General features: G+C 44.4%; 22 protein-coding genes, 2 riboswitches and 1 other annotated feature. Of the genes, 18 read left to right on the top strand and 4 right to left on the bottom strand.

Annotated elements, in window-relative coordinates:
• Window positions 1–138 precede the first annotated feature (138 nt).
• The 9 genes from M1K58_RS07375 to M1K58_RS07335 all read left to right on the top strand — a co-directional run bounded on the left by M1K58_RS07375 (window position 139) and on the right by M1K58_RS07335 (window position 11,315).
• Window positions 139–1,962: an acyltransferase family protein gene (locus tag M1K58_RS07375; protein WP_256758006.1), complete on the top strand. Its 1,824-nt coding sequence runs from the start codon at window positions 139–141 to the stop codon at window positions 1,960–1,962.
• Window positions 1,963–2,036: 74 nt separating this feature from the next.
• Window positions 2,037–2,136, top strand: a riboswitch (purine riboswitch).
• Between the two features lie 78 nt (window positions 2,137–2,214).
• Window positions 2,215–3,168 carry an EamA family transporter gene (locus M1K58_RS07370; protein WP_256758005.1) on the top strand — a complete coding sequence of 318 codons (954 nt, stop codon included), beginning with the start codon at window positions 2,215–2,217 and terminating at the stop codon, window positions 3,166–3,168.
• A gap of 343 nt (window positions 3,169–3,511) precedes the next feature.
• Window positions 3,512–4,210, top strand: a complete 699-nt coding sequence (locus tag M1K58_RS07365; RefSeq protein ID WP_256758004.1) for a response regulator transcription factor — start codon at window positions 3,512–3,514, stop codon at window positions 4,208–4,210.
• Window positions 4,207–5,664, top strand: coding sequence for a HAMP domain-containing sensor histidine kinase (locus M1K58_RS07360; protein ID WP_306220183.1), 1,458 nt, complete (start codon window positions 4,207–4,209; stop codon window positions 5,662–5,664). Before M1K58_RS07365 ends, M1K58_RS07360 begins: the two co-directional genes overlap by 4 nt.
• 4 nt (window positions 5,665–5,668) lie before the next feature.
• A complete protein-coding gene (locus M1K58_RS07355; RefSeq protein WP_256758003.1) occupies window positions 5,669–6,811 on the top strand; it encodes a WD40 repeat domain-containing protein in 1,143 nt (380 codons plus the stop codon).
• A 172-nt stretch (window positions 6,812–6,983) separates the two neighbouring features.
• Window positions 6,984–8,381 carry an ABC transporter substrate-binding protein gene (locus M1K58_RS07350; protein ID WP_256758002.1) on the top strand — a complete coding sequence of 466 codons (1,398 nt, stop codon included), beginning with the start codon at window positions 6,984–6,986 and terminating at the stop codon, window positions 8,379–8,381.
• Window positions 8,374–9,255 carry a carbohydrate ABC transporter permease gene (locus M1K58_RS07345; protein ID WP_256758001.1) on the top strand — a complete coding sequence of 294 codons (882 nt, stop codon included), beginning with the start codon at window positions 8,374–8,376 and terminating at the stop codon, window positions 9,253–9,255. The genes M1K58_RS07350 and M1K58_RS07345 overlap by 8 nt, the downstream gene beginning before the upstream one ends.
• Window positions 9,256–9,268: 13 nt before the next feature.
• Window positions 9,269–10,147: a carbohydrate ABC transporter permease gene (locus M1K58_RS07340; RefSeq protein WP_256758000.1), complete on the top strand. Its 879-nt coding sequence runs from the start codon at window positions 9,269–9,271 to the stop codon at window positions 10,145–10,147.
• A 16-nt stretch (window positions 10,148–10,163) separates the two neighbouring features.
• The gene (locus tag M1K58_RS07335) at window positions 10,164–11,315 is read left to right on the top strand and encodes an efflux RND transporter periplasmic adaptor subunit (protein ID WP_256757999.1); all 1,152 of its coding nucleotides are present in this window, start codon (window positions 10,164–10,166) and stop codon (window positions 11,313–11,315) included.
• Window positions 11,316–11,391: 76 nt separating this feature from the next.
• Here the strand turns inward: M1K58_RS07335 and M1K58_RS07330 are convergent, their stop codons facing one another.
• Complete coding sequence (locus M1K58_RS07330) at window positions 11,392–13,068, bottom strand: ribonuclease J (protein WP_256757998.1); 1,677 nt, start codon at window positions 13,066–13,068, stop codon at window positions 11,392–11,394.
• A gap of 160 nt (window positions 13,069–13,228) precedes the next feature.
• Window positions 13,229–13,468: a binding site (T-box leader), on the top strand.
• 39 nt (window positions 13,469–13,507) lie between these two features.
• On the opposite strand from M1K58_RS07330, the gene M1K58_RS07325 reads away from it, so the two are divergent.
• Together M1K58_RS07325 and M1K58_RS07320 are read left to right on the top strand one after the other, a co-directional pair.
• Window positions 13,508–14,686 carry an aminotransferase class I/II-fold pyridoxal phosphate-dependent enzyme gene (locus M1K58_RS07325; protein ID WP_256757997.1) on the top strand — a complete coding sequence of 393 codons (1,179 nt, stop codon included), beginning with the start codon at window positions 13,508–13,510 and terminating at the stop codon, window positions 14,684–14,686.
• A gap of 106 nt (window positions 14,687–14,792) precedes the next feature.
• A complete protein-coding gene (locus M1K58_RS07320; RefSeq protein ID WP_256757996.1) occupies window positions 14,793–15,542 on the top strand; it encodes a hypothetical protein in 750 nt (249 codons plus the stop codon).
• Between the two features lie 84 nt (window positions 15,543–15,626).
• Here the strand turns inward: M1K58_RS07320 and gdhA are convergent, their stop codons facing one another.
• Window positions 15,627–17,000 carry an NADP-specific glutamate dehydrogenase gene (gdhA, locus tag M1K58_RS07315; protein ID WP_256757995.1) on the bottom strand — a complete coding sequence of 458 codons (1,374 nt, stop codon included), beginning with the start codon at window positions 16,998–17,000 and terminating at the stop codon, window positions 15,627–15,629.
• A gap of 263 nt (window positions 17,001–17,263) precedes the next feature.
• On the opposite strand from gdhA, the gene M1K58_RS07310 reads away from it, so the two are divergent.
• The 5 genes from M1K58_RS07310 to M1K58_RS07290 are packed head-to-tail and all read left to right on the top strand — an operon-like array spanning window position 17,264 to window position 20,695.
• On the top strand, window positions 17,264–17,695 hold the full coding sequence (locus M1K58_RS07310) for a GntR family transcriptional regulator (RefSeq protein ID WP_256757994.1): 432 nt from the start codon (window positions 17,264–17,266) through the stop codon (window positions 17,693–17,695).
• On the top strand, window positions 17,688–18,377 hold the full coding sequence (locus tag M1K58_RS07305; RefSeq protein ID WP_256757993.1) for an ATP-binding cassette domain-containing protein: 690 nt from the start codon (window positions 17,688–17,690) through the stop codon (window positions 18,375–18,377). The genes M1K58_RS07310 and M1K58_RS07305 overlap by 8 nt, the downstream gene beginning before the upstream one ends.
• Window positions 18,374–19,198 (top strand): hypothetical protein, encoded by an 825-nt coding sequence (locus M1K58_RS07300; RefSeq protein WP_256757992.1) that lies wholly within the window; start codon window positions 18,374–18,376, stop codon window positions 19,196–19,198. The genes M1K58_RS07305 and M1K58_RS07300 overlap by 4 nt, the downstream gene beginning before the upstream one ends.
• Window positions 19,199–19,218: 20 nt before the next feature.
• A complete protein-coding gene (locus tag M1K58_RS07295) occupies window positions 19,219–20,442 on the top strand; it encodes a hypothetical protein (RefSeq protein ID WP_256757991.1) in 1,224 nt (407 codons plus the stop codon).
• A gap of 13 nt (window positions 20,443–20,455) precedes the next feature.
• Window positions 20,456–20,695, top strand: coding sequence for a hypothetical protein (locus M1K58_RS07290; protein ID WP_256757990.1), 240 nt, complete (start codon window positions 20,456–20,458; stop codon window positions 20,693–20,695).
• Between the two features lie 21 nt (window positions 20,696–20,716).
• On the opposite strand, the gene M1K58_RS07285 is transcribed toward M1K58_RS07290, so the two are convergent.
• Both M1K58_RS07285 and trhO read right to left on the bottom strand, forming a co-directional pair.
• Window positions 20,717–21,352 carry a helix-turn-helix transcriptional regulator gene (locus tag M1K58_RS07285; RefSeq protein WP_256757989.1) on the bottom strand — a complete coding sequence of 212 codons (636 nt, stop codon included), beginning with the start codon at window positions 21,350–21,352 and terminating at the stop codon, window positions 20,717–20,719.
• A gap of 21 nt (window positions 21,353–21,373) precedes the next feature.
• Window positions 21,374–22,279, bottom strand: coding sequence for an oxygen-dependent tRNA uridine(34) hydroxylase TrhO (trhO, locus tag M1K58_RS07280; RefSeq protein WP_256757988.1), 906 nt, complete (start codon window positions 22,277–22,279; stop codon window positions 21,374–21,376).
• A gap of 208 nt (window positions 22,280–22,487) precedes the next feature.
• Window positions 22,488–22,631: riboswitch (cyclic di-AMP (ydaO/yuaA leader) on the top strand.
• Window positions 22,632–22,781: 150 nt separating this feature from the next.
• Between trhO and M1K58_RS07275 the strand changes: the two genes are divergently transcribed.
• Window positions 22,782–23,435: a hypothetical protein gene (locus M1K58_RS07275; protein ID WP_256757987.1), complete on the top strand. Its 654-nt coding sequence runs from the start codon at window positions 22,782–22,784 to the stop codon at window positions 23,433–23,435.
• A 138-nt stretch (window positions 23,436–23,573) separates the two neighbouring features.
• Window positions 23,574–24,347, top strand: a complete 774-nt coding sequence (tatC, locus tag M1K58_RS07270; protein WP_256757986.1) for a twin-arginine translocase subunit TatC — start codon at window positions 23,574–23,576, stop codon at window positions 24,345–24,347.
• Window positions 24,348–24,377: the final 30 nt, after the last annotated feature.

Raw genomic sequence — 24,377 nt, 5'->3', positions numbered from 1 at the left:
ATTAGTATTATACAAAACTTTAAGTTTGCCCTTTACGTCTACCCTATGCAAGCAATCAGACTTCTTGAGTTAAAGGAATGGACAGCATGAAACACATCAAGAGTACATACTCAGATCAATCTGGTTGGGGGAACCCCTATGCCTGAGAAATTCAATCGGAGCGGGCGCTATATGCCTGGCCTAGATGGCCTACGCGCGTTATCCGTATTAGCCGTAATCGCGTACCATCTTAATCGAAATTGGTTGCCTGGAGGACTGTTAGGTGTTGGGGTTTTCTTCGTGCTTTCAGGTTACCTGATCACGGATCAAATCGTCGCGAAGTGGAGAAGAGATAGGAAGATAGACCTCAAGGATTTCTGGATCAGACGAGCGCGAAGGTTATTACCTGCCATGTTGGTCATGTTAGCGTGCGTATTCGTATGGCTGTTATTAATCGATCGATCGCGATTGTTAGGATTACAAGGTGACTTCGTATCAGCCATGTTGTACTTTAACAACTGGTGGCTAATCTTCCACAAGGTTTCATATTTCGAAAGCTTTGGACCCTCATCACCGATAGGGCATCTTTGGTCGTTAGCCATTGAGGAACAATTTTACATCCTATGGCCTATTGTTCTCGTACTTGGGCTGAAATTTGTTCGGCAACGCGGCAAATTGATCTTGTTCATGTTAGCTGGAGCTGTAATATCGGTTATTTCGATGGCGCTGATCTATGAACCGGGTAGCGATCCAAGTCGCGTTTATTATGGTACGGATACAAGAGTGTTCGCCTTACTTATAGGTGCCGCTCTTGCCATCGCTTGGCCTAGCCAGAGCTTAACTGCGAATGTAGCTCGCAATTCACGCAATCTTATGGATTGGATCGGAACGATAAGTCTCGTTTCGATTCTGGTCATGATTGGACGCACGAGTGAATATGGAAATTTCCTATACTATGGGGGATTGTTACTCCTGTCCATTCTCTCTGCAATATTGATCGCCGTCCTTGCACATCCAGCTAGTCAACTAGCCAAAATATTGGGTTGTAGCCCGCTGCGCTGGCTTGGAGAGCGTTCCTATAGTATTTATATTTGGCATTATCCGGTTATCGTGCTGACTAGCTCAACGGTTAACACGGACGGGTTCAATATGTTTCGGATCCTTATCCAGCTTGGAGCAAGCATTGTATTAGCGACGCTATCTTATAAGCTTATCGAGCAACCGATTCGAAACGGAGCATGGAGTAGAACTTGGAGCGGGATGAGATCAAAACCTCGATTTCAATGGCGTATGTTATTCTTTGCAACACTCATTCCGGTCATTCTATTGGCCATGTCAGTCCACGGAAGCACGAATCAATCAGCTGCTGTTCAAGTGTTTACTCCTGTTGAAACGGAAATCGAAATCGATTTATCGAAGCCTGCGATAAAGCCTGATCATCCAGTCAAGAAAGTAAAAGCACCGCCTATAAACAAGCAACCCAATATAACAGACGATAAAATCAAGAAGATAGGAGCAGGAGAAGGGGTTACGGCGATTGGGGATTCGGTCATTCTTGACGCAGCGCCCTATCTAGAGGAGCTTCTTCCTGGAATCTTAATAGATGGAAAAATAGGTCGACAGATTTCACAAGCACAAGTAGTGGTCGACACTCTTAAAGCGAATGGCAAGCTGGACGATCGTATCATTATTGAATTGGGTACGAACGGGTCTTTCGATTCGAAGCAACTGCATAAGTTGCTCGACTCCCTAAGTGAGGTGAAGCAGATCCTTATTGTCAATACACGGGTTCCGAGAAAGTGGCAAAATAACGTGAACTCTACGTTGTCTAAAGTAGCAGCAGAATACAGCAATGCCACTTTAGTAGACTGGTTCTCTGCAAGCAAAGGTAAAGATTCATTTTTTTACAAAGACGGTGTACATCTCAAAAAAGAGGGATCTGAGTTCTACGCATCACTACTTGCTCAAGCGTTAAAGAAATAAATGCTAACAGCAATAAGGAGCATTACCCATTGACTTAAATCGGATCGCACTGTAATATTCAAAATGTCGCGTTTTAATCATTCATATAACTCGTTCGTATAACCTCACGACATTAGGGTGGGGGTATCTACAGGAAGCCTTAACTTCCTAACTACGAATATGGGATCATGTTTAGATGATTCTGTATTCCTGGTTAGGAAGTTTTTTGATTTCTACGATCGATTGCGAACGTTAAGGGAGGACAACATAGAGATGAAATATTTATTATCCGTATTATTGGGTGCGATGTGCTACGGTATTCTGTCAACCATTGTCGTTAAAGCTTATGGTAAAGGTTATACACTAGGTGAAGTTGTCGGTAGCCAGCTCTTCGTCGGATTTATACTCGTGTGGGGGCTGGTGCTGCTAACGAAGTGGAGAGAAAGACGTAAAGTTCAAGTGAATTCAGCTTCAGCTGAGGGAGCCACCCAAGTTGCAGCTTCCTCGAAATTAACATGGAAGCAAAAACTTTTCCTCATGGCAGCTGGAACACCAACAGCCATTACAGGACTTTTGTATTACGAATCACTTCGTTATATATCGAACTCCTTGGCAATTATTCTGCTGTTCCAATTTACATGGATGGGGGTACTTATTCACGCTATAAGCCAACGTAAAAGACCGAATGGCATCATGCTACTTACGCTAGCTGTATTATTCGGGGGTACTTTGCTTGCGGCAGGAATAGCAGAGCAGGGCTTATCTAAGTTTAATTGGACGGGTGTTCTTCTAGGCTTACTCTCTGCCGTGAGCTATACGCTGTTCATTCTAATAAGCGGGAAGGCGGTACCTTCAGTTCATCCGGCATATCGTAGTGGTTGGATGATCACCGGAGGGATGCTCCTTGTGTTTATTTTGTTCCCACCCTATTTTCTGTTCAACGGACTTCTAGGGGGAGACCTGCTTCTGTTCGGCTTGATGCTTGGCACTTTCGGAGCTTTCTTACCGCCCGTTCTGTTCGCGATCGGAGTTCCTCACATCGGTGAGGGGATGACCGGAATTCTTGGGGCTTCTGAGTTGCCCGTTGCCGTCATGCTGTCTTCAATCGTTCTGCATGAGCATGTGAGTATGCTCCAATGGATGGGTGTGCTATTGGTCATAATGGGTGTAGCGCTTCCTGAGATGATTAAGAGGCTTAGACGACCAAATGAAAGATATTCCACGTAAAAGCTCAGGTTATGTTTGAGAGGCTGTCCCAAAACAAAAAAAGTTGGTGCAGGAGGGTCTATTCCTATATCAACTTTTTTTCGTCTTTGGTCAATTGCTGCTTTCTTGGCAGGATAACCTCTTGGCTTAGTACACATGTTTTGGAGGTTGATCCGGACGTTTATACTTGGACACAAAAATTTTACAAGTTGTAGACATTGTCGCAACGTCATTGCGTTATAACTAGGTAGTGTTCAGCGATTGTGTATGGCTTAACATACGATTATTCGGAGCATCATAGTAGTGGACTCCAAGACTGTCGCAAAGGTATCATACGGATATGCAATAACTAAAGGAGCGGCAAATGGAAAAAGCAAAAATTCTCATCATCGAGGATGAGGCGGCGATTGCGGATTTGCTGGAGTACGGTTTGATTACGGAAGGCTATCTTGTGAAAATAGCCCATACAGGAACCGAGGGGTTGAAGGCTATCGAGCTATTCAAACCCGATTTGCTATTACTTGACTGGATGCTACCAGATATAAACGGTTTGGATATTTGCAAGAGAGTTACTGCGGATTACAATATTCCGATTATGATGATTACGGCGAAGTCTGATATCACGGATAAGATTTTAGGCTTAGAATTCGGGGCGGATGATTACATTACGAAGCCGTTCGATCTGCGAGAGGTCTTCGCCAGAATACGAACAATACTAAGGCGAGTAGCTCAAGCGAACCGAAGCGGCGATGATACAGAAGAGGCTATTATTCGTTTTAAAGAGATTGAGATTCATAGAAATGATAGGGTCGTCCACAAAAACGGTGAAGTGGTCGAGCTGACGCCTAAGGAATTCGACTTGCTCATCATGCTTTATCAATATAGAGGTAAAATTTTCACCCGTACGGAATTGTTGGATAGCGTATGGGGCTACGATTATTTCGGAGATACAAGAACAGTGGATACCCATATTCAACGCTTGCGCAAAAAGCTGGACATAAGCGATCAGATCATCACCGTATTCAGCATCGGTTACAAATTTCAAAAACAGGTGGATTCATGATGATTCATACGATCAGAGCGAAGCTGATTGTCGGGTTCTTCTTGATCTTCTCTGTTTTTTTCCTCATTCTGAATGTAATGGTGACTAAGAATATTGAATCGAGCAACCATAAAATCATTAACGATAATCTGATCGGGCTCAAAAAAAATAGCACTGCTTATGTGCGCCAATCGTTCATGATTCACCATTTTGCCAACGACGAGGTATATTTCGGACAAATTGCCGAAGAAATGGTCAAGGATTTACAATATGACACATCCAGCGAGATCGGGATGTATTCTTTGGACGGCGAATTGCTTTATTCCTCGGATATAACGCTCTTCGCCACAGCAGGAGATGATTTGAAGCAGGCGATAGAGGGCAAGACGGCATATACGCTTTCGTATCCGGATGGACAGGCTTCGGTACATTATTCATATCCAGTCGTTGTCGATGGCGCCAAGGTTGGAATTATGCGTTTCGTTAAAGATTTCACTCTGCTATACGAGCAAAGCAATCATATTCAGCGAACGAATATTACGATCGCGTTGGCCGTGTTTGCGGCTGCCTTCTTATTTTCATATCTACTGTCCCGACACATCACTGTTCCCTTAATCAAATTGACCAAAGCCTCAACAGAGGTCATGAACGGAAATCTGGATCTTCGCATTACCTTCAGACGTAAGGATGAGATTGGCAGGCTAGCTACTAATTTCAGCAGTATGATCGAGAAGATCCGGAGCCAGTTTACTAAAATCGAGAAGGATAGGGACCGGCTTGAGCAATTAAATCTGACGCGAAAGCAATTTTACGATAATGTTACCCATGAGCTGAAGACTCCTCTAACCACAATTATGGGCTACGCCGAGATCATACGAAAAAACGGGGAGAAAGATCCAATTTTTTTCGATAAAGGCATGAACCATATCATTGATGAAAGCAAACGACTACATGATATGGTATTGAAGCTGCTCGAACGTTCGATGGAAACGGAAGGTAGTGAATCGCTCGTACTTACAGATTCAGGCCGAATTCTTCGAGACGTATGTGAAACGATGACGATTAAAGCGCAAAGATACAGGAAAACGATTCACTACGAGGTCGAGGACGGTCTTCTTGTCCTTGGACATGCGGACAAGCTTCGGCAGCTCTTCATCAACCTGTTGGATAATGCCATTAAATATGGCTATGCCCATTCGGAAATTCACGTGCAAGCTAGGCGCGATTCGGGTAGCATCGGATTCACCTTCTCGAATCAAGGGGAAACAATTAGCCCCGATCATTTGGCTAGAATTTTCGAACCCTTCTACCGGGCGGATCTCCATTCTAAAGAAGCGGATAGCATCGGATTGGGCCTTGGGATTAGCAAGGAGATTGTGGAGGAGCACAAAGGCAGCATTCGTATTGCCAGCGAGCTTGAGCAAATCAACGTGTATATCAACATTCCTTATACGAATGAGGCGAGGGAGCGATAAGCCTATGAAACAGAAACGAATGGCAACGCTGCTCATCTTAATTGTCATAATAACTGTCGTTTTGGCGGGCTGCATGAGGCAATCCCGATCCGAAACCTTTATTATCCCGGATTCGGAGGAAGAGCTTATCTCCGGCGATGAGAATGAATTGTTTGGGGTTAAGACGATCTATCGATTATTGGACAAATCAGGGGAAGACGTGAATGTACTAGGCTGGATCGATCGGAAGACGATTCTTGGCTTGTTCGGTGAACAAAGTCGTGCGCCAAGTTTCGAGCGTATAGACTATCCCTATGAAACCCGTCTTAAGCTAAGCAAGGCGGATAAACTGGCCGGGTTTGCAACGCTGTCACCTGATGGCCGTTATCTCTCTACACTAACAGAGGAAAAGGGGAAGGATGCATACTCTCTTAAGCTTGTCTCCATGTCTGATCAGCAGGAGACGGACATTGCGATGATTACCTACGAGCAAATCCGGTCGCTGCGGGCGGCCTGGGCGAGTAATAGCAGATTCCTCGCCTATACTTTACGAAATGATACGAATGGCGAAGTAAGCATCTGTGTCTATGATATCGCTCGCGGACAAACAAAAGAGTACTCCATTCGGGATTGGCAGGAGAAGGATATCATTACAGCAGTGCACATTGCCGATGACGGTCAAAGCGCTGTTATCGTGAAGAGGTCCTTCGACCAATACTATGTCGTGTTTGGAGGCATGAAGGGAAGCGAATTCACGAGTCAATACGAGCATGCCATCAGCCCTGACGGCTGGGTGGAATGGATTCATGAGGACCAAATCGCATTTGCGGGGCCCGAAGGCACTTTGTATGGTTATGATCGACGAAATGCAGCACTCTCGGTTCTGTTGGAGCAAATAGATGCTTTCAGGCTGTCCCCAGACCGAAAATACATCGCCTATACACAGGGGGCGGATACCGTTTATGCCGCAGTCATGTACGGGAATAACATCCTTAACAAGAAGTCGCTCTATCGCGGAATTGTTCCTTCCCAGCTGGTATGGAGTCCAGATAACGGAAAGCTGCTCCTGAGCGGCTCGAAGCCATACGCACGGGAGGTGCCGCTACAGTCGGGTCCCGCAGTTGTCGCGCCTATGGGTAATCAGAGCTTGATTATTGAGTTTGAATAAATTTGCATAAGGAATCGAGAGTCGTTCGTGCCTCTCGGTTCTTTTTTTTGTGATCTTGCCCCTCTATATTCGGACACATCTTGTTGACAAGTCGATGAAGTTCTGGCGACATTCATGGATTAGATTGTAGAGGTAGGATAGTTACAATTACAAAAAAGGAATGGTGAACAAAATGAAGATAACGAAATTTTGGATGGGTCTTTGCTTGAGTGTGAGCTTAATCGGCTTGACGGCTTGTAGCAGCGGCAACGGTGGGGGGAATAATGCGGTGGAGGGGACGAACGCTCCTGAGACAGGGAAAACGGGAGGAGCCGTGTCCACGGAACAGGCAAAAGCGCCAGGAAATTCGCCTTCTAAGGGTGAGAAAGCCACTATCGTGTTTTCTACCTTTTGGCCTGATGATACGTTTAAGGAAGCCAAGAAGAAGTATGAAGCGAAGCATCCGAATATTACGATTGAGCTGCATGATGTGCAGGCTGATGATGCTCACACGGAGGCTGAACTAGAGAAGTACGTAACATCGACGAATGCGGCGATGCTGTCAGGCAAAGGACCTGACATCCTTCTGCTGGACATGCTGCCTTCCGAGAAGTATGTGGGTCAGCATTTGCTTGCCGATCTTAGCGATAAGCTGAAGCAGGACCCATCATTTAAGAACGGCGAATATTTCAATAACATTTTGGAAAATAGCCAAACTAGTGGTGGACTGTATGGGATACCTTTAAATTTCTTCTTGAACGTTCTACTTGGCGATGAAGCGGCGATTAAGCAAGCCGGCGTCCCCATTGACGATAAAACCTGGACCTGGGAAAAGCTCGCGGAAACGACCAAGCAGCTTGCTCAGAAAGGGCCCTACACTAGCGCACTGGGCACCTCTCCTGAATATCTGCTTGGTGAGATGGTCAAGGAAAACCATACCCGGTTCGTGGATGAAGAGAATAGGAAGGCCAGCTTTGATACGGCGGCTTTTACCGATATGATGCAGCAGGTGAAGACAATGAAAGAGGACGGCATCATCGCCGAAGGGCGGTTTGATACGTATTTTGCCCCTCGTAATATTAATTCGTCTTGGGATTATCTCGTTTCATTGAAGGAATTCGGCGAGCAAGCGAAGCTATACGCAAAACCGCAAGCGGAAGGCACGAAGGCCGGAGGTTATTTCTACACCTACAAGACGATTGGGATCAACGAGAAGTCTGCTGTGAAAGAGGAAGCATGGGAATTTCTTCAGTTCTTAATGTCGGAGGAGCTGCAGATTAGCCCCGAGCGTGCTGGATTTCCCATCAACAAAAAGGTTTACGAGAAGCAAGTACAAAAGCTGCTCAGCGATGGAACCTTTAAAACGTACGAGGAAGGTCCACTTCAGGGACAGTCGTTCCCAGTAGATAAACAGCTGTTACAGCAGCTGGAGAGCTATTTGACTGAAGCTGTGCATCCGGGCACCTTTCAGAAGTCCAAGATTGAGGAAATCGTAACCAAGGAATGCAAAGCTTTCTTTAGCGGTCAGAAAACGGCGCAGGAAGTCGCGAAGCTTATTCAGAACAAGGTTATGACCTATCTGAATGAATAAGCTTCGATTTACGGCTTGGCTTAGAAGGGACGGTGTGGCCGCACTGTTCTTTCTGGCTCCTAGCGCGGCGGGCTTTATCCTATTTTTCGTTATCCCGTTCGGGATGGGAATTGTATATTCATTCACGGACCGTACAATTGGCGGGAAATTCGTCGGCTTTGACAATTATTCTGCGCTTCTTGGCAGCGGGTCTTTCCGTAAAGCGGCGGAGAATTCGCTGCTGTTCACAGGTGTAAGTGTACCCTTGCTCATCGTATTGTCGCTACTGCTGGCCATTTTCCTAAACAGGCGCTTGTTTTTGCGGAATTGGCTGCAAACTGCCTTTATTTTACCGCTAGTTATACCCGTTGCTTCGATTGTCATGGTCTGGCAAATTTTCTTCGATTGGAATGGCAGCTTAAACGCATGGATGCAAGGCTTCGGCTGGGGAAGAATCGATTGGATGCAGTCAGATGGGTCCATGGGTGTGCTAATCCTTGTTTACATTTGGAAAAATATTGGATATAACATGATTCTGTTTCTTGCTGGCTTGCAAGCCATTCCGAGCACTTTTTATGAAACGGCACGGATTGAAGGCGCGGGGAAGCTTAAACAGCTGTTCCATGTCACTCTTGTTTATTTAACGCCTACGATGATCTTTGTTATTCTCATTTCAATTATTAATTCGTTTAAGATTTTCAGAGAGACGTACCTTCTAGCTGGCGAATATCCATACGACCGGATCTATACGCTGCAGCACTATATGAACAATATGTTTTTTTCTTTAGATATTCAGAAGCTGACAGCCGCCGCCACGCTGATGGTGGTTAGTATCCTGATTCTGGTGTCCGTTCTGCTCACGGCAGAGCGTCGGTTTCAGGCATTTATGGAGTAAAGGGGAAGAGCATATGAGTCGAACAAAACAGCTTCCCACGTTAGGATTAACTGTACTACTAGGAGTGATCGCTATTGTGGTCATGGCTCCTATCCTGATCACGATCACAAATTCGCTTACGACGGAACAGGAAATTAGCTTTAATTATGATTTGATCGGGAAAATGACGGATGTAGCCACCGGGGGAAAAGAAGCCTTCGTAAACCTGAAGCTCATTCCGGATTGGCTGACCTTTGATCAATATGCGCAGGTGCTAATTTGGAATCCGAAATTTCTATTGATGTTCTGGAACTCTGTGGGGATGGTTATACCGATTATTGCGGGACAAACTCTCGTCGCCTCGCTGGCGGCGTACGCCTTTGCGAAGCTTCGTTTCCGGGGGAGAGATCCGTTATTCATGGTTTATCTCTTGACGATGCTGATGCCCTTTCAGGTTACGCTGGTTCCCAACTACATTATCGTGGATAAGCTCGGACTGATGAATACAACGGCAGCGATTATTCTGCCTGGTATCTTCAGCGCCTTCGGAGTATTCATGCTGCGGCAATTTATGCTGCATATTCCATACGCATTAGTCGAAGCGGCTAAAATCGACGGAGCGGGTCATTTCATGATTTTTTTCCGAATCATTATTCCGCTTGTAAAACCGGGTCTCGCTGCGTTAATCGTTCTGCTATTCGTCGATTATTGGAATATGGTCGAGCAGCCGCTCATTTTCTTACAAGATGCATTTAAGCAGCCATTGTCGCTGTATTTGTCTCAGATTGGCACGGAAGCGCGTGGAGTCATTTTCGCTGCTTCCGTACTTTATATGACTCCGATGGTGCTGCTGTACTTATATGCGGAATCTTATTTCATTGAAGGAGTTCAGCTCTCCGGGATTAAAGGCTAGAGAGGGGGAGGGAGGAATGAACGTGATGATTCATATGGATGAAGAAAGAGAGGCTAGACGGAAACGCAAGATCAAATGGATTGCTGGCTTGTTTGTAGCTGTTATTATCACTTGTACGTTATTAGGTAACACAATGCTGGCATTAACATTGCCGAAGGTAGCAACTGTAGAAGTTGGGGCAGGTAAATATACTCAGACCTATCGGGGGAGCGGCTTTATCAAGCCATCGGAGGAAAGGGACTTAACAGGTCCGGTGGGGTGGACGATTAAAGAAGTGCTCGTTCATGAAGGAGCTACTGTGCATAAAGGACAAGCACTTGTGAGGTATGACAGTATGGAGGCTAGGCAGCAAATCGAGGACGAGAAAGCAGCGCTGAAGAAACTCAAGCTAACTATTGAAAAGCTGCAGTACGAATATATTGAAGCTGCACAAGGTGAAGACGCGGCGGCGAAATTGAACGTAAAAGCGGCGTTGGAAAGCACGAAAATAGACATTGACCTCCAGCAACAGCACATTGCGTATGGGCAGGAAAAGCTGTTGGTTAACCAGACGCTGACGGCTCCATACGATGCGATTGTGATGGCTGTCGGTGCAAAAGAAGGCTTGTCTGGTCCGACAACAGGTGTTCCGGATATTCGTCTTGCGAGTAAGCAAGAAGGGTTTCAGTTGGTTCTTCAGGTTCCTGATGGAATCGGGAGCAGCCTTAACTTAGGAGAGGCTGTCGAGGTTAGAATAGTCGATAAGGATAGTCGAATGATCCAAGGGCACATTGCAAAGATGGAAAAAGCCGCTGCCTTGGACAATGGAGCAGTCTTATCGAAGGGAGATCCCGTGGATGCAGGTGCAATGCTGTTGACTGTTAGTCTTAAGGATAAGGCGCTTCAGGGAGGAGAGAAGGCCGAGCTGAACCTTGTGAAGATGGGGCAAGAAGGCACCTTGCACCTAGCCAGCACAGCAATCCGGAAGGACAGTGAAGGTACTTATGTCTTTACGATTGAGGAGCGCAAAGGGCCACTGGGTAATGCTTTCTATGCGGTGCGGAGAAAGGTTACGGTTTCCGACGCCAGTGAGGGCACTACATCGATCAGCGAAGGCTTGTTCGAGCAAGAGCAGGTGATTGTGGAGTCGAGCGAGCCGATCTTGGATGGGGAGCGGGTACGCATGTAATGAGCAAGGGGAAAACGAAAAACGCTGCAGTCGCATGGAGCGGACTGCAGCGTTTATTTGCTAAGCTAAGATTGACTTAGAGTTGAATAATAATCGGAAGAATCATCGGTCTTCGTTTCGTTTGCATGAATAGAAATCTCCCAACTGATTCTTTGATCGTTTGTTTATAAATGCTCCAGGAGTTTACGGTATTGTCTTCCAGTAATTTGTTGATCGTGGTGACCGTAATTCGATTAACTTCTTCGATTAACCCTTCCGATTCACGAACATATACAAAGCCTCTTGAGATCGTATCTGGGCCGGACAGAATTTTACCATCTGTTCGGCTCAGTGTAACGACGATTATAAGAATGCCGTCCTCGGACAAATGCTTGCGATCTCGTAATACGACATTTCCGACATCGCCTACCCCCAAGCCATCTACAAGGGTATTACCGCTCGGCACCTTACGGTATTGGCGAGCCACCTGGCTATTAATATCGACGACGTCTCCATTTTTGACAATGAAAATGTCCTCCGTAGCCACACCAACAGCTTCCGCCAATAAGCGATGCTGGTGAAGCATCCGATATTCACCGTGAATGGGGATGAAGTATTTCGGTTTCATTAACGTCAACATTAGCTTTAACTCTTCTTGACTGGCATGTCCGGAAACATGCATACCTGTTACCGTACCGGACCCATAAATCACTTTAGCTCCCAGTTCATATAGATTATCCACGATTCGAGCAACATTACGTTCATTTCCTGGTATGGGTGTAGCTGCAATAATGACCGTGTCACCGCGCAAGATTTCAACCTGCCTATGGTCCGATCGGGCTAAGCGGGAAAGTGCCGCCATAGGCTCTCCTTGACTTCCGGTGCAGAGGACAACGATCTCATGTGGAGCGTATTTATTCACTTCAGAGGCTTCAATCAACATTCCCTCGGGCAATCTCAAATAGCCTAACGAATAGGCAATATGAACGACATTCACCATACTTCTTCCCAACAAGGCGATTTTACGCTTTGTTTTTAGTGCGGCATCGATAACCTGCTGTAAGCGGTGGACGTTGGATGCGAAGGTTGACAGAAAAATTTTCTGCGTAGTTTTGGTAAAGGCTTCTTCAATATGATCGCCTACTAGCCGTTCGGAAGGGGTAAAGCCAGGTCGTTCTGCATTCGTACTTTCGGATAATAGCACTAATACCCCATTCGTACCGAGTTCGGCCATCTTATGTATGTCGGGGTATTGCTCATTAACCGGTGTTAAATCAAATTTGAAATCTCCTGTATGTACTACGGTACCTTCGGGGGTATGAAGGGCGACTCCTAAGCAATCTGGGATACTATGATTTGTTCTAAAGAAGCTAATAGACAGGGTACCTAAAGTGATCTTGGAGTCAGCTTGGATCGGATTCAATTGCGCATTCGTAAGCAGACCATGCTCTTTCAATTTGCCTTCGATCAGACCAAGCGTGAGTCGTGTTCCATATATCGGCATTGTTAATTGCTTAAAGATATAAGGAATCCCCCCGATATGATCCTCGTGTCCGTGGGTGACAATCAAGGCTCTGACTTTATCCTGATTTTCAAGCAAATAAGTGATATCAGGGACGATAACGTCGATGCCCGGAAGGCTTTCATCGGGAAACTTGGAGCCGCAATCGATCACAATAATATCGTCAGCATATTGAATCACATACATATTTTTACCGATTTCATTTACGCCACCTAATGCGACGACAGAGAGTGTATTTTCCTCTACGCTCATATACAAAGCCTCCTTATTCAAATTGATTGTATGCAGTATGAGCAAGTTTGTTCCTATTTATCCAGAGAGTTGCTCGTTAAAGAGAGACGGGAGTGAATAGAAAATGTATTGATTTCTCGAAGAGATGTGAGTATAATTACTTCAACTTAATAGGTAGGATTAAAAGTCGATGAAGAGAAAGAGTAAGTTATGGATCTGATCTACAGAGAGTTGGGCTAGGTGAAAACCAACGATTAGGCATTAACTGAAAGCCATCTCCGAGACGCAGGCTGAATTTCAGTAGGCTCTGCCGCATTTCCAGCGTTAGCGGGAACACGTATTGTTGGATACGTTGTAGAGTGCCGTTTCTTTCTGAGAAGCGGAACTAGGGTGGTAACACGGGTAAAAACTCGTCCCTTGAGGACGGGTTTTTTTGTTTTTAAAAAAAGGAGGAAGAAAAATGAATCAACCGAGCTTTAAAGAGCTATTATCACCGCAAGTTCTCGCTATGCCGCCTTCCGGCATTCGCAAGTTCTTTGATTACACCTCGGGAATGAAAGATGTGATCTCTCTTGGTGTGGGTGAGCCGGATTTTGTCACTCCACAAATCGTAAGAGATGCTTGTAATGTCGCCTTGGAGAAGGGGCGAACATCGTATACTTCTAATTCGGGAATTCCAGAGCTTCGGGAAGCGATCGCGGAATATTTTCATACCCAATTCGAGGTCGCCTACGAGCCCTCAAATGAAGTGCTCGTTACAGTAGGGAGCAGTGAAGCGCTCGATCTTGCATTTCGGGCGCTAATTACGGAAGGGGATGAAATCCTTATTCCTGAGCCTTGCTATATTTCGTATTCCCCGATTGTGTATCTAAGTGGAGGTAAGCCGGTAGCTGTGGAAACCTGTGCTCACGATCAATTTAAACTCACGGCGGAGGCACTGAGAGAGAAGCTAACTAGTCGTTCCAAGGTAGTTGTATTATGTTATCCAAACAATCCGACGGGAGCAATTATGACCTATGACGACTGGCTTCCTATTGCTAAGCTTGTCGAGGAAAGGAACCTCATTGTCATCTCGGATGAGATATATGCAGAGTTGACTTATAGTGGGGATAAGCATGTCAGCTTTGCTTCACTCCCAGGTATGAAGGACAGAACGTTGCTCATCAGTGGATTTTCTAAAGCTTTTGCCATGACAGGATGGAGAGTCGGATACGCCTGCGGTCACCGCGAACTCATCTCAGCGATGCTTAAGATTCACCAGTATACCGTCATGTGCGCGCCGAATATTAGCCAGGTAGCGGCACTTGCTTCGCTCCAGGTGGGGATGGAGGAGAAGGATCTCATGATTGCGTCCTATAACCAACGGCGAAGAGCATTCGTCCATGGCTTAAGACAGATTGGATTGCCTTGTCACGAGCCGCTAGGGTCCTTCTACGCATTTCCGTCGATTGCACATACTGGCTTGAGCTCAGAACGTTTCGCTCAAAGGCTACTGCAGGAAGCTAAGGTTGTTACGGTACCTGGGCTAGTATTCGGTTCAGTCGGCGAAGGGTTTATCCGTTGTTCTTATGCGTCGTCACAGGTACAATTAGATGAGGCCTTAGATCGAATTCAGGATTTCCTGAATCATCATCTCTAGAATAGCAAGTTGTATAATTGCGCTCTTTCGTTATACTATCAAGTAAGGAATGGACTAGCTTATGAAGTACATAATCAAAGCTGATCTATGTAGAAGGAGTGGGAAAGTGGAAGCGACGAAAATGAATGTCATTAAATATTACGCTCCTAAGGGAGAGTACATAACGTTCACGAGTGAAGAAGAATACGCCGACAAAGGGAGAAGCTGGGGATTGTTCGCGAAGTCACCCAAGAAACAATTCTGGTATAAGACTGCGTCATCGCAAAGCTTGGTTACAATTAAAGGCTACGAAGAATACAAAAATCTAAATGTGCTTGTTGTTGAGTTTGAAGATGGGAAATTAACGTGTATTCACCCCTCTTTCTTGAAAGAGATGCAAGGTGGCGGCTTCGGCAAGGAACAAATGAGCATGGAAATTGAAGGTGTGGAAGACGGCGAAGGATTAATTACTGAAGTAGAAGCAACTAAGAAGGAATCTAAGGTGAAGGAAAAGACAGCAGTAGATAAAGCTGCTCCGAAAAAGCCGAAGGAGCCCAAAGAGAAAAAGGAGAAAAAAGAAAAGCTTGAATTACCTCTTGAGAAGGTAAAGTTTACAGCTAAGGTCAAGGAATTTGCGACAAAGCCTAATCCTTTCTCGGATCGGGATGATGAAGTCATTCTTCTCGAAGAAGTTGTCATCACTGGTGAGCTTTCGCTTGTCATTGGTGATGCTTGGTGTGGATATAGCAATACGCTTAAGGCTATCGGTTTAGAAGAAGGCGACTCGATTGAATTCGAGGGGAAAGTCGTGGATAAGAAATTTAACAAAGAAATCCTATACAAAGTCAATAATCCGTCTAAAATAACAAAGAAATAGTTATGGAAGTTACAAAAAAGCAAAGCCCTGAAAAGGCTTTGCTTTTTTTGTATTTCTATAGGATCTCATAATATAAGAGATATCTTATACGATACCGTGAGCTAACATAGCATCAGCAACACGTTTGAAACCAGCGATATTAGCACCAACAACAAGGTTACCCGGATTGCCGTATACTTCAGCTGCTCTTACGCTGTTTTGATAAATGTTTTTCATAATGCTGTGAAGCTTAGCGTCAACTTCTTCGAAAGTCCAAGACATTCTCATGCTGTTTTGGGACATTTCAAGAGCGGAAACCGCAACACCACCAGCATTGGCAGCTTTAGCTGGTCCGAACAATACTTGCTTATTCAGGAACACTTCGATAGCTTCCAAAGTAGAAGGCATGTTTGCTCCTTCGCCGACAGCTTTAACACCATTGGAAACGAGTAGCTTCGCAGCTTCTTCGTTAATCTCATTTTGTGTTGCGCAAGGAAGAGCGATATCACAAGGAATGGACCAAATACCAGCGCAGCCTTCAGTGTATACAGCAGATGGATGCTCAATCACATATTCGCTAATCCGTTTGCGTTCTACTTCTTTCAAACGTTTAACTGTGTTGAGGTTGATTCCATTAGGATCATAAATATAACCATTAGAATCGCTACAAGCAACAACTTTAGCGCCTAATTGGCTAGCTTTGTCAATCGCGTAGATAGATACGTTACCGGATCCGGATACGACAACTGTGCTTCCTTCGAAGCTTAAGCCTTTGGATTCAAGCATTTCATTTACGAAGTAAACACAACCGTAGCCAGTTGCTTCTGTACGAGTAAGGCTTCCACCGTAGATGATGCCTTTACCTGTAAGTACGCCAGCTTGATGTCCGCCTCTGATGCGTTTGTATTGCCCAAACATATAACCAATTTCACGAGCTCCTACGCCGATATCACCAGCAGGTACATCTTCGTCTGGCCCGATATATTTGTATAATTCAGTCATAAAGCTTTGTGTGAATTTCATAATTTCGTTGTCGGATTTGCCTTTAGGATCAAAGTCGGATCCACCTTTACCGCCACCAATTGGTAAGCCAGTTAAGGAGTTTTTGAAGATTTGTTCAAATCCAAGGAATTTGATGATACTTGCATTAACGGAAGGATGGAAGCGAAGACCGCCTTTATAAGGACCGATTGCACTGTTGAATTGTACACGGAAACCCCGGTTAACTTGAGTTTTACCTTTGTCATCAACCCATGGAACTCGGAAATAGACAACGCGCTCAGGTTCTACAAGACGTTCTAGTATACCATGCTCCATATACTTCGGGTGCTTTGCAAATACAGGTGTGAGGGAGTCCAGAATTTCTTTAACGGCTTGGTGGAATTCACTCTCGTGGGGATTGCGTTTGATTACGGCTTCATATACCGTTTGAACATATTGCTTGGCCGCTGTAGATTGTTCTGCAGTAATAGTTGTCACTATTTCATAACACTCCTTCAATTAATTTGCATTTTGCAAGTTAAAACATGCATTTTTATACTTAATGATTGTAGATTATACACTAAACATTAGCAAATTAAAATTTCTTTTATGCCTGAACAAAATACTTTATCTCTTAAATAGAAAAAAAACCGATTTATGACATATTATTGGATGTGGTTGACAAGGCAGCGTATTACGGGGATAATACACATTGAGTGTATGAACTAAATAATACACACACTCGAAAGTGAGGTTGAGGAATGAAAACAGGTGATGGTTGGGATGAGGTCACTTTCAACAATCGAGACCCCGTCTATCTGCAAGTGGTACAACATTTCAAAGAGCAAATCGTTACCAGCAAGCTAGGAGCGGGTCAAGTCATTCCTTCACGGAGGGAGCTAGGAGCTTTGCTCAAAATAAATCCAAATACGGCGCAGAGAGCTTATAAAGAGATGGAGGAACAGCAATTGATCGTTACGGAAGGGAATTCTCCAAGTCGAATTACAAGTGATGCCAGTATTCTACATACAATCCGATCGGAGCTTCTGGAGGTAGCGGTTGATGCGTTCGTCGCATCGGTTCGCAAGATCGATATTCCAGTTGAAGAGCTTCTTGATCTGGTAAAGGTTAAGTATGTAGAGGAAAGATCGACGGAAATTAGATCGGATGCAGGGGGAGACAAGTATGATTGAAGTCAAAAACATGAGCAAAAGCTATCTTCGCCGTCATGTGTTGAAGGATGTCTCCTTTACCGCTGAGAAAGGTCAAATTACTTGCTTAATCGGAATTAACGGGGCTGGTAAATCTACAATATTAAAATCGATAATGGGCCTGTCGCCGATTAAGAAGGGACAGATTCTAGTTGATGGACAACCATTGGATAAGCTCACTTATGAGAAAGTAGCTTTTATTCCGGATCACCTGACGATGCCTTTAGGAATGAAATTAGCTGAAGGGCTGCAATTTATGGCTGATTTCTATACGAATTGGGAACCAAGCAGAGCTGAAGAATTAATGGATTTCTTTCAGCTTGATGCGTTAGAGAAAATCGGGAATATGTCCAAAGGGACTGCTGCTAAATACAATTTGGTGCTGGGTCTCGCGCAAAAAACGGAATATGTGCTCATGGATGAGCCGTTCTCTGGAATCGATCTATTTAGTCGAGAACTGATCGCGGAGGTATTCTCCAGTCACTTAATCGAGGATCGTGGCGTTCTTCTCACGACACATGAAATTGGAGAAATCGAACAACTCATCGATAAAGCAGTCATTATGCAAAAGGGGACGATCGTCCGCGAGTTTAACTGTGAAGAGGTTCGCAGTGCAGAAGGGAAGTCCATCGTTGATGTCATGAGGGAGGTGTATCGTTCATGAATCGCTACTTAAAGCTTGTACATATGGAGATTCATAGATTCCGCTATGTCCTTGGCAGCTTAATGGGGATCACGATGATCTTTCAAATCAGTGCTTTGATCTGGCAAGTGAACAGTAAGTTGTCTATGGATAGAGAAACAGCAAAACAATTTCCTGAAAGTTTATTTTCTCAAATATCGTTTCACGAGATAGTGTTCAGTATACAATTTTGGTTTATTATTCCAATTCTAGTGAGTATCGCCGTGCTTTCCCTCTATGTATTTCTGATCTGGTACCGAGATTGGTTTGGACGGAATACGTTCATCTATCGGTTACTTATGCTACCCACTGCACGAAGACATATTTATTTAGCTAAGCTTACAGCTATTCTTACGTTCGTTTTCAGTCTAGTTGCGTTTCAGCTCTTGCTGCTCGTTATTGAGAAATTAATATTCAACATGATCGTCCCAGCAGATCGCATCCAATCTTCACACTTTTCTGACGTGATTGCGGCAAATCAGGCATTCAAGGAATTAATTCCAAGAGCATTTGATCAATTTGTCTTCAGCTATGGGCTAGGTATCATGGCTTTAATCATCATCTTCACAGCTATATTGATCGAAAGAAGTTATCGTATGGTTGGTATTGTATATGCCGCGCTCTATGTATTTGTCTGCGTGTTCGCTGTCGTCTTTCCGCTGCTCTCGCTTGGAATCGATAGATCAAATGCGTATCTCTATCCAGAAGAAATATTCGGAATCGTATTTGGGATCTGCGCAGTATTATTGGCAGCTTCTGTATGGCTCGGCTTCCGATTGCTGAGTAAAAAAATAGCAGTGTAAGAAGGGAGGAGAGAGTAGTAATGAAACGTTATTTGCTTTCGGTAATACTGGGTGTATTTATTGTTGTTGGAATCGGTGCCTACTACGTGAACGGTGCGATGGACCGTTTGCCTGAATATAAGCTAAGTACGTTGGAAGGCAATCCCGATGAAGCCCAAATGGTGAAGTTGAGCGGATCTTATGGCGGTAGGATGTTGTGGGAATCTTTAACTGTGGACACAGATGGGAGTATCTACAGAAAAGACAGATCAGAGTTTGCTAAATCTCTCTTCAATAATCAATCCTGGAAATTTAGGGATTCGGACATGAAGGCATTAAAGAAGGAACATCGCAATTTCATGAGAGGAAAAGGTTTAATGGACAGCTTCTACAAAGACGAGGAATGGCTAATCTATGCGGAAGGGATCGTACATCGTAACAATAACTCCATGTTGGACGCGAACTTGAAAATAGACTTATTGAACGAGAAGACAGGAAATGTTACTCAGTATAGGGTTGATATTAGTGATGAAGCTAACTATTCTTGGATTGATATCTTAGACGTTCAGAGGGTTGATGATCAAATTCACCTCTTAGTCCGTCAGCACGTAGAAGCCTCTTCTGAGTTACACGACTACGTTGTTGACTTGAAAAGTGGCCAGTTGATTCGAAATGAGATGTTAAACCATGGAATTAGGAGTGGTGAGAACGAGGAGCTTAATTTATTTGCCATTACGAATGAAATACGTTCAAAGCCAGGAGAGTTTGTTGTATTAAGCGTTCGCAAGGATCGGAGAACGAAAGAATCCTCCAATAGCTATAGACTAGATTCTGTATCCGAGGACTTATTCTCCTATTCCTATAAGACAGGCAAGCTGAACGAACTACTAATTTATAAAAATAAGAACAAGCTCGAAGATGATTCAAATGACTTTACACTTAATGGTAACATTCTATCTAACTTGAGAAATAATACGAATGCCATAACTTTGTCACGCTACGATTTATCATTGGATCAGAAGCTCGAGGGAATCACTTCCCTATCCGCACAGCAGCTTGGAGCGGATGACATTGGATCCTTAAGGTTGAGTCAAAACCGAGTTTACGTGCTACTTCGCAAAGATTCGATTCCGCAGCTTGCGGTTCTAGACACAGCGACAGGGACTGTCTTGTATAAAGGTCAGGCAACCTATGAAGGTCCGGCCTCGAATTCTGAAGAGCAGATGAAAAATTTACGCTTGCTGAATATCGATGTTCAATCGTAAAGAATGTCCTATCGTGAATCTGGATTACAAAGTTGAGATCTTACGAAGGCTTGAAACCTTTAGCTATCAGGTAGCCTATTTCATCCTTGAAGATGAAGGGCTAGCCATCGATGCGACGAAGAGAGCGCTAATCGAGGTAAGCTTGAATGCTGATTTTTATCGGCAGTCCCTTTCGAATCAACGCGAAACACTTAGAAAGCTGACAATCAGACAATCACTTGCACCCAAAACAAAAACGCTTCTTTCCAATTAGCTTGAGGAAAGAAGCGTTTTTTTATGCTTGTTGGGAACGGATATGATACACACATTTTTTGTCCCCTTTGGCCAGGCAATCGGTACGGCTGACCTCAGCGCCAAGCAGTGACTCGAATAGCTTTAATTCACAGCTACACGCATGGTTATACTTATTGGCGACCTTAGCGATCGGACAATTGTACTCGGTCAACGTATAATCTTGTTCGCTATTTTTTTCCCAAGTTGCCATATAGCCGTTATCGTTCTGGATCTCGGACAGGGCAGCAACTTTGTGCTCTAAATTCATATTCGCCATCTTACTTTCGTACCTTTGGAGTAAGGTAGCTTGGCGAAGATCGAACAGTTGATTCACCATCGGTTCACCAGCTTGACCTTCTAGCTCAGCTAACAGGTCGAGCGCCACCGAGTGATACTTTTTCGGAAAATAATCATCGGCTTGATCCGTCAAGCGATAAACTGCTGCAGGTCTTCCCATCGGAAGTTTGACCGTTGTAGAATCGATTAAGCCGTCCCGTTCCAGGATAGAGATGTGGCGTCTGACAGCCATGCCGGTAATTCCAAGCTTGTCAGTGAGGTCTTTGGCCGTATGCTCTCCTGAAGTTTTTAGCATTTGCATGATTTTGTGGCGAGTGGATAAGTCCAAATCATCTTTCATTATAAGACCTCCAGATAACGACTAATGATTTGAGGACTGAAGTACAAGATCATGACTCTCGCATTCGGTGGAACAATACCCATTTTTAGTCGTTTCGCATTCGTCGCATACTAGATGCTGGTCATGACAAGTATCGTCCTTACAGTTAATATAGCGATCCGTTTTCGTACCGCAATGGTGACATTCGCCAACGAGGATATGTTCATTGGTTTGATTTATCCGTACAGAGACGCGTTCATCGAACACATAACAATTTCCGTCAAAGCCACGACCTTGAACCTCGGGGTCTTGACCATAGGTGACGATGCCTCCATCCAACTGATAGACATCCTGGAAGCCTTCATTTTTAAGGACGGCGGTTAGCATTTCACAGCGGATTCCACCGGTACAATACGTTAGAATTTGTTTATCTTTATGCTCGGCAAGATTGTTACGAATCCATTCTGGGAATTCGCGGAACGTTTCCAGATCTGGCTTGATCGCATTGCGGAAATGACCGAGATCATATTCGTAATCGCTTCTTCCATCAAGGATGAGGACGTCATCTCGTTGCATCACCTCATGGAACTGCTTAGGCGTCAGTCTTCCACCACCATCGACATGCGGGTTTAGTTTAGTGTCATAGCGCAATGTGACGAGCTCTTGCTTATGTCGTACGAATAGCTTCTTAAAAGCATGTCCGCTGGATTCGTCGATCTTAAAGAGAAGGTCATGAAATAGAGGGTTGGCGTGCATAACCTCCATATACTTGTTCGTTTGCTCTATTGTGCCAGAGAGAGTTCCATTAATGCCTTCACTGGCAATAAGGATTCTTCCTTTAACGTCAAGGTCTTTGCAAAATTGCAGATGCTCTGCAGTAAAGGCTTCTGGGTCATCGATAGGTACATATTTGTAGTAAAGAAGGATACGGTAATCTGTGGTCATCATCGAACACCTTTCTGTCTTGTAAGAATAAAAATAATAGCGGAAGAGAAAGAAAATCCTTTGCTCTTCCGCTAAGCGATAGGTCACTTCGTAGCGGATTTTTAAAATTTCATATTACCTTATAATTTTAGCTTTTCATCCTAACTTAGTCAACATACATGTTTAGTAAGTCATGTGAGGTTTGTTTGACAATACATTATTATGCGCTTAGTATTAAATTACGCTTAATTCTCGATCTACTTAGGTTGAGAAGCGGGGGAACCAGTTTATTAGGGGCGAATCATTCATTGGGAATGTAGGGTACCATCTTACCCGAGTCCGTCAGCTAACCTCGTCAGCAGTAGATGGGTCTGTATCTCACTTTTTTGGAATCCTTCAGACCCTTTCAAGGGGTCTTTGTGTTTATTTAAGGCCCTTAACTATCAGTGCGCTTGTGCGTATGCACGGTAGGTTATGGGTTTTTTTTGTTTGAATTTATCAATAATAATCTCTTGGGAGGTGTCTTATGCACTATGCTGAAACCGTTAAAGCCACTTACGAGCATATTATGGAGAAATCAAAGCTCCTCGTTGAAATGAAGACAACAGAACTTGAGTTGCCCCCTACGGAAGACCAATATATCGTCTTGAATTTGACAGCACAGACATTAAGCAGCGAGAAGCAGAATCATGACCAAGATCTTGAATTAACCCAAGTTGGCATCGTCCGATTTATAACCGTTATCTCAGAGATCGTGTCCGGCTGGGGAGGAACGCTTATTGAAGCGAATCATCATTCCGTTACTGCAACATTCCCGATCTCAGAGCCGGATGCGGGGAGCTACAGCTGCATGTGCGGGCTACAAATTTTTAATGCCATAACGAAGATTATTAACCCGTCTTTGATTAGAGATGGAATTGATATGAGCTTTCAATGTGGCGTCGGGATCAGCATAGGATCTGTGTATGGCTTCCAAACCGGTCTGGAAGTCCCCCTAAACAGCTTATATTATGGGGAAGCTATAGAGAGCGCAGTTGAATATGCGAATATGTCAAGCGGCTCAGTTATCGTTGATAGGCTAGTGAAGGAGCGCTTTGAACGAGTAAGCTCTGACTTTAAAATCAACTTTCTACCTTATCGTCATCATGAGTGGGTAGGTTACAAAATGAATGTCGGGTAATTGAACATAATTAGTTAATCGGACTACGGCTTCTCCAACTTTTGTTGGGGAAGTTTTTTTGTTTGGATGAAAATCCATTATCAGGGAAATGCTTTTCTTATATCTTTTTTCGATGCTACTGGTAAAGGAGAGATCTATATGACGGAGGATATCGTTGACAGCAAGGCAAAAGGTTCTGAGGTTGTTGATCGTGACCTCGTCGTCCACCTGTCGGAGCTCCGCAAGCGTCTCATGTACGTTGGTGCTTTTTTCATTGTCTCGCTAAGCTTCGGTTTATATCTTTCATCCTCGATATTGACCTATATTAAAGAACATTTAGGTTCAGTACGGGTGGAATGGAGCGTTTTTGCATTTTCAGACGGTCTCGTCGTGTATATGAAGTGTGCGCTACTCGTTGGAGTTGTGTTGACGTTGCCGATGCTGTTTTACCATCTCTGGGCTTTTGCCCGGCCAGGTATGACAGACACGGAAGCGAAATCGACATTACTCTATGTGCCAATGTCACTCTTGTTGTTCCTATCAGGTGTTGGCTTCGGCTATACCGTTGCTCTGCCGATGATGATTCGATTTATGGTTCAGCTTAATCAAGGTCTCGGAGCTTCAGAGGTTTACGGGATACAGCACTATGTTTCGTTCCTGGTCAGCTTTCTGTTACCGATGGGAATTGCCTTTGAGATGCCGCTTGTGATGATGTTTCTAACGCGGATTGGAATGCTTACGCCGGAGAAGCTAAAACATATTCGGAAATACGCTTATGTGGGGCTAGCTGTCCTAGGTACGTTAATTTCACCTCCGGATTTCGTTTCCCATCTTTCGGTTACGGTGCCTCTCATTGTGTTATTTGAAATCAGCGCATTCATCTCGTCGAGGTATCATCGCAGGAGGACGATTCTTTCTGTTCGTCCGACCTAATCGATGAGGACTTCCAGCGCTGCAGGCTTA

Source organism: Cohnella sp. WQ 127256 (genome assembly GCF_024519285.1).
In the GTDB taxonomy this organism is placed as follows: domain Bacteria; phylum Bacillota; class Bacilli; order Paenibacillales; family Paenibacillaceae; genus Cohnella.
The sequence above is the reverse complement of the archived record's forward strand: the minus strand, read 5'-3'. Positions and strand labels throughout refer to the sequence as shown.

Coding starts and splice junctions, on each gene's coding strand:
- M1K58_RS07365 (WP_256758004.1), top strand. CDS start 3,512: ATGGAAAAAGCAAAAATTCTCATCATCGAGGATGAGGCGGCGATTGCG.
- M1K58_RS07325 (WP_256757997.1), top strand. CDS start 13,508: ATGAATCAACCGAGCTTTAAAGAGCTATTATCACCGCAAGTTCTCGCT.
- M1K58_RS07350 (WP_256758002.1), top strand. CDS start 6,984: ATGAAGATAACGAAATTTTGGATGGGTCTTTGCTTGAGTGTGAGCTTA.
- M1K58_RS07275 (WP_256757987.1), top strand. CDS start 22,782: ATGCACTATGCTGAAACCGTTAAAGCCACTTACGAGCATATTATGGAG.
- M1K58_RS07375 (WP_256758006.1), top strand. CDS start 139: ATGCCTGAGAAATTCAATCGGAGCGGGCGCTATATGCCTGGCCTAGAT.
- M1K58_RS07295 (WP_256757991.1), top strand. CDS start 19,219: ATGAAACGTTATTTGCTTTCGGTAATACTGGGTGTATTTATTGTTGTT.
- M1K58_RS07335 (WP_256757999.1), top strand. CDS start 10,164: ATGAACGTGATGATTCATATGGATGAAGAAAGAGAGGCTAGACGGAAA.
- M1K58_RS07360 (WP_306220183.1), top strand. CDS start 4,207: ATGATGATTCATACGATCAGAGCGAAGCTGATTGTCGGGTTCTTCTTG.
- M1K58_RS07285 (WP_256757989.1), bottom strand. CDS start 21,352: ATGAAAGATGATTTGGACTTATCCACTCGCCACAAAATCATGCAAATG.
- tatC (WP_256757986.1), top strand. CDS start 23,574: ATGACGGAGGATATCGTTGACAGCAAGGCAAAAGGTTCTGAGGTTGTT.
- M1K58_RS07310 (WP_256757994.1), top strand. CDS start 17,264: ATGAAAACAGGTGATGGTTGGGATGAGGTCACTTTCAACAATCGAGAC.
- M1K58_RS07355 (WP_256758003.1), top strand. CDS start 5,669: ATGAAACAGAAACGAATGGCAACGCTGCTCATCTTAATTGTCATAATA.
- M1K58_RS07345 (WP_256758001.1), top strand. CDS start 8,374: ATGAATAAGCTTCGATTTACGGCTTGGCTTAGAAGGGACGGTGTGGCC.
- M1K58_RS07340 (WP_256758000.1), top strand. CDS start 9,269: ATGAGTCGAACAAAACAGCTTCCCACGTTAGGATTAACTGTACTACTA.
- M1K58_RS07370 (WP_256758005.1), top strand. CDS start 2,215: ATGAAATATTTATTATCCGTATTATTGGGTGCGATGTGCTACGGTATT.
- M1K58_RS07300 (WP_256757992.1), top strand. CDS start 18,374: ATGAATCGCTACTTAAAGCTTGTACATATGGAGATTCATAGATTCCGC.
- M1K58_RS07330 (WP_256757998.1), bottom strand. CDS start 13,068: ATGAGCGTAGAGGAAAATACACTCTCTGTCGTCGCATTAGGTGGCGTA.
- trhO (WP_256757988.1), bottom strand. CDS start 22,279: ATGATGACCACAGATTACCGTATCCTTCTTTACTACAAATATGTACCT.
- M1K58_RS07305 (WP_256757993.1), top strand. CDS start 17,688: ATGATTGAAGTCAAAAACATGAGCAAAAGCTATCTTCGCCGTCATGTG.